The sequence below is a fragment of the Albidovulum sp. genome, assembly GCF_049646345.1.
In the GTDB taxonomy this organism is placed as follows: Bacteria; Pseudomonadota; Alphaproteobacteria; order Rhodobacterales; family Rhodobacteraceae; genus Albidovulum.
This window is the reverse complement of the sequence record NZ_JBARVQ010000643.1, coordinates 1-3,734: the sequence shown is the minus strand read 5'-3', so window position 1 is coordinate 3,734 and position 3,734 is coordinate 1. Positions and strand designations below refer to the sequence as shown.

Annotated in this window: 4 protein-coding genes and 1 pseudogene; all 5 read left to right on the top strand. The window is 61.8% G+C overall.

Features of this window, described 5'->3' with window-relative positions:
- The coding region (locus WBB85_RS16840; protein ID WP_432639754.1) for an FAD-dependent oxidoreductase at positions 1-601 on the top strand (601 nt) is incomplete at its 5' end.
- 2 nt (positions 602-603) lie between these two features.
- Positions 604-1,923, top strand: coding sequence for an FAD-dependent oxidoreductase (locus WBB85_RS16835; RefSeq protein WP_432639753.1), 1,320 nt, complete (start codon positions 604-606; stop codon positions 1,921-1,923).
- Positions 1,924-1,973: 50 nt separating this feature from the next.
- Entirely contained in the window at positions 1,974-2,705 is a 732-nt protein-coding gene (locus WBB85_RS16830) for a DUF2182 domain-containing protein (RefSeq protein WP_432639752.1), read from the top strand.
- A gap of 11 nt (positions 2,706-2,716) precedes the next feature.
- Positions 2,717-3,340 carry a DUF1326 domain-containing protein gene (locus tag WBB85_RS16825; RefSeq protein WP_432639751.1) on the top strand — a complete coding sequence of 208 codons (624 nt, stop codon included), beginning with the start codon at positions 2,717-2,719 and terminating at the stop codon, positions 3,338-3,340.
- Between the two features lie 111 nt (positions 3,341-3,451).
- Positions 3,452-3,734, top strand: a pseudogene (locus tag WBB85_RS16820) (alcohol dehydrogenase catalytic domain-containing protein); the annotation flags it as partial.

The following is a 3,734-nucleotide window of genomic DNA, read 5'->3' as shown; positions in this document are numbered from 1 at the left end:
CGCCGGGACTTGGGGCGCCCTGCATGACACGGGCGAGCTGACCTACATGAACCTTGTCCATCTGGCCGGAATTGACGGGACGGATCCCGACAGTCTCACAAAGGGCGAGATCGAGGGGCGCAAACAGGCGATGCTGGCGATCGAAGCGCTGCGCCGTTTCATGCCAGGCTGCAGCGGCGTGCGTCTGCGCAACTTCGGCATGACCGTGGGCATCCGCGACACGCGCAAGATTGACGCGGCTTACAACATGACCGAGGCCGACGTCCGCCACGAAGGTCGATTTGAGGATTCCATCGGCATCTACCCGGAATTCATCGATGGTTATGGAATTCTGATCATTCCGACAACGGGTCGGTATATGCAAATCCCCTACCGGGCGATGCTGCCCAAACGGGTAAAGGGGCTATTGGTCGCGGGGCGGGCGATCGGGGGCGACCGTGTGGCCCATGCGGCAACCCGCAACATGGCCTGCTGCGCCGTGGCAGGGCAGGGCGCAGGCGTTGCTGCGGCCCTTGCCGTCAAGGCTGGCCGCGAAGTGGCAGAGGTGGATTTGGCGGGCGTTCAGGCCGAACTTGTCCGCCAGGGCGTGAGGATCGCTTGACCATGGCCGAACCATCGCGCGACATCGAAACGGATGTGCTGGTCGTCGGGGGCGGGACGGCAGGCTTTGCGGCGTCTCTGGCGGCGGCGCGCGCTGGCCTGAGCGTGCGACTGGTCGAGGCTGGCCCGAAGATCGGCGGCGTCATGGCCGCCTGTCCGGGAATGCCATGGGGCGGCGGTTATCCATTGGGGCACAGCATCGGCGGCATCTTCGGGGAATTGACCGACAGGCTTTCGGCCGCGACGCCGCCCGCCGCCGAAGTCCGCCCCTGTGCGCTTGAGAATTTCGGCCCGGAAGTGCAGTACGACCACGAGGCCGCAACCTTGCTTATGTTCGAGATGCTGGACGAGGCTGGTGTCATCGTGCACCTGAACACCATCTCGGGAGCACCCCAGATGGTCGGACGGCGGATTGGCGCAGTGACTGCGTACGACCGGCTCGGCCCGATGCGGTTCCGCCCGCGCATTGTTATCGACTGTTCGGGCGATGGCGATCTGTCGGCGCGGGCCGGTGTGCCGCACACGCTGGGTGACGGCAAGGGCAACATGATGGCCGTCAGCCTGACGTTTCACATGGTGGGGGCCGATACGGACCGGGTCCTTGCAGCGGGCGATCCATATTTCCGGGCAGACGCCGCGCGCGGCATTGCGGAGGGGCGGCTGCATCCCGACTTGCACAAGCTTTACCTGATGCGCGGTTTCCACCCCGGGACGGTCTTTTGCAACACGGTCACAATCCGGGGCGTTGACGGCACCGATCCGGCGGCCGTGGCACGCGCGACGCAAGAAGGCCGCCGTCGCTGCCACGAGGTGGCGATTTTTCTGGCCGATGCGGTGCCCGGATTCCAGAACGCACGGATGTGGGGGCTTGGCCCGACCGTGGGCGTGCGCGAGACCCGAAGGCTGCAAGCGATCTATCGCATCACGAGTGACGACATCGCCCGGGCCGTCATGTTCAAGGATGGCATCGTCGCCTGTGACAACCCGATCGATGACGTGATGCGCGACAGCAACGAGATGACGCATGAGGCAGCCGTTGGACACGGCGAGTATTACACGATCCCATTTCGGTGCCTTGTGCCCGACGAGATCGAGAACCTGATGTTCGCAGGACGCCTCGTCTGTGCCGATCCGGTCGCCTTCGCTTCGGTCCGGGGTATGCCGCAATGCATGGCCATGGGGCAGGCAACCGGAGTTGCGGCCGCGATGGCACTGGCTGAGGCGGCCCGGGTCCAGAATGTGGATGGCGTCGCGCTTGCCGGAGAACTGGCGCGACGCGGAGTGGCAGGAATTGCCGGCCATAAACTGGGGCAGCCGGCATGATCTCATGGCTGCGGTTCGAAATGGGCCGCCCGAGAGACCGCTCGGCAATTGTGTGGGTTTCATTTTTCGGGGTCGTCCTGATCGCATGGTCCGCCTTGTTCGCGATGGCGGTGACTTCGCCGTTGGCTGGGGTGCCTTCGGACCTTTGGAGCGCGCTCTGTGGCGGGGCAATTGACGCGGGTCTTGGCACCCTGTTTGCGATGTGGCTGATCATGTCGGCAGCGATGATGATGCCGACCTTCGTGCCAACGTTGCGTGTCTTTCTTGACCTCGGCCACGCGGGCGCGGCGCGGCCGGTCGAGGCGCTGGCACTTGTTCTGGGCTATGTCGCAATCTGGGTCGCGGGGTCACTGCTGGGCACGGTTGCGCAGCGTTTTCTCGCTGGTCTGAACCTCGTTGCAGCGGACGGATCCAGCCTTTCGTTATGGCTGACCGCGGCGCTGCTGCTTGGCGCCGGCCTTTACCAGTTCACTTCGGCCAAAGCCGCCTGCCTCGCGAAATGCCGAATGCCGCTGACATACTTTTTGGAAAACTGGTCGCCGGGTCTGCGCCGGTCGCTCCGAATGGGCCTTCACCTGGGTGCGTATTGTCTGGGCTGCTGCTGGGCACTGATGGCTCTGGCCTTCGTCGGTGGCACAATGAACCTGATCTGGATGGGCGCCGCCACCTTGTTCATGGTTCTGGAAAAACTGCCCGAAATCGGAAAACCGCTAACCCTGCCAGCCGGTGTCTTGCTTCTTGCGTCGTCCGGGCTGGTTACGGTGATGGCGCTGACTTCATGAAAGGAAATAACATGTCTGAAACTCTTCCTGACTGGGCAATCAAGGGGGAACTGATCCTCAACTGCAATTGTACCGTCTTTTGCCCTTGTGTCGTTTCGCTGGGAAAGCACGCACCGACCGAAGGCTACTGCCAAGCTTGGGTCGGGGTGCGGATCGATGACGGACATTTCGACGGCGAGAGCCTTGCCGGTCTGAATGTGGGTTTGTTGATGGATATCCCGGGCAACATGGGACGCGGCAACTGGAAAGCCGCAGCCTATATCGATGAGCGAGCCTCTGAGGCCGCCTATGACGGGCTAATCCAGATCTTTTCCGGCAAGGTCCGAGGCACGACGGGGCTGTTCTCCATCATGGTGTCAGAGTTCCTTGGCGCCGAACGGGCGCCCGTCGAGTACACCACCGAAGGCAAGACGCGCCGCTTGATGGTCGGCAAGAAGATTCAGGGGGAAGTCACTCCGATCTCGGGCCCGGATCAAAATCAGGATGTCGTCGTTTCGAACACCGGATATTGGATGGGGCCGGACATCACGATCGCACAGGCCGGTAAAGGCCGTGTTCGCGCCTATGGCCGAGTCTGGGATTTTGATGGACGATCCGCAGAAATCTGCCAGATCAACTGGCATGGTCCGAACTGAATTGCCGGATCAGGGCAAACTTCGATTTCTTTGGAGGGAAACCCAAAGAGTTCCAACGCGCTGGTCGTAGACTAGGACGCCGATGGCAAGTCGAAGGCGACCGTCAGACAAATTGATCTATCTGGTCTTCCCGACAGTGGTGTTCCGGTTGCGGTGGATTACTCTACCGTGAACTACAAGGACGGACTTTGTATTGGTCCGGTAGACGGTCTCGTTCGGAATTATCCGCATGTTCCAGGTATCAACCTCGCCGGCACGGTAGAATCCTCAAGTGACCCTCGTTACAAGGCAAGTGACAAGGTCGTCTTCACCGGATGGAATGACAACACGTCAAGCAATGGCCGTTGGAACGGTCGGCCTGACGTCAATGCTGTCGGTCATGGCACTTGAGGGT

What these genes read in the sequence shown, in the direction of transcription:
- WBB85_RS16825 (WP_432639751.1), top strand. Translation starts at nt 2,717, where the DNA reads ATGTCTGAAACTCTTCCTGACTGGGCAATCAAGGGGGAACTGATCCTC.
- WBB85_RS16835 (WP_432639753.1), top strand. Translation starts at nt 604, where the DNA reads ATGGCCGAACCATCGCGCGACATCGAAACGGATGTGCTGGTCGTCGGG.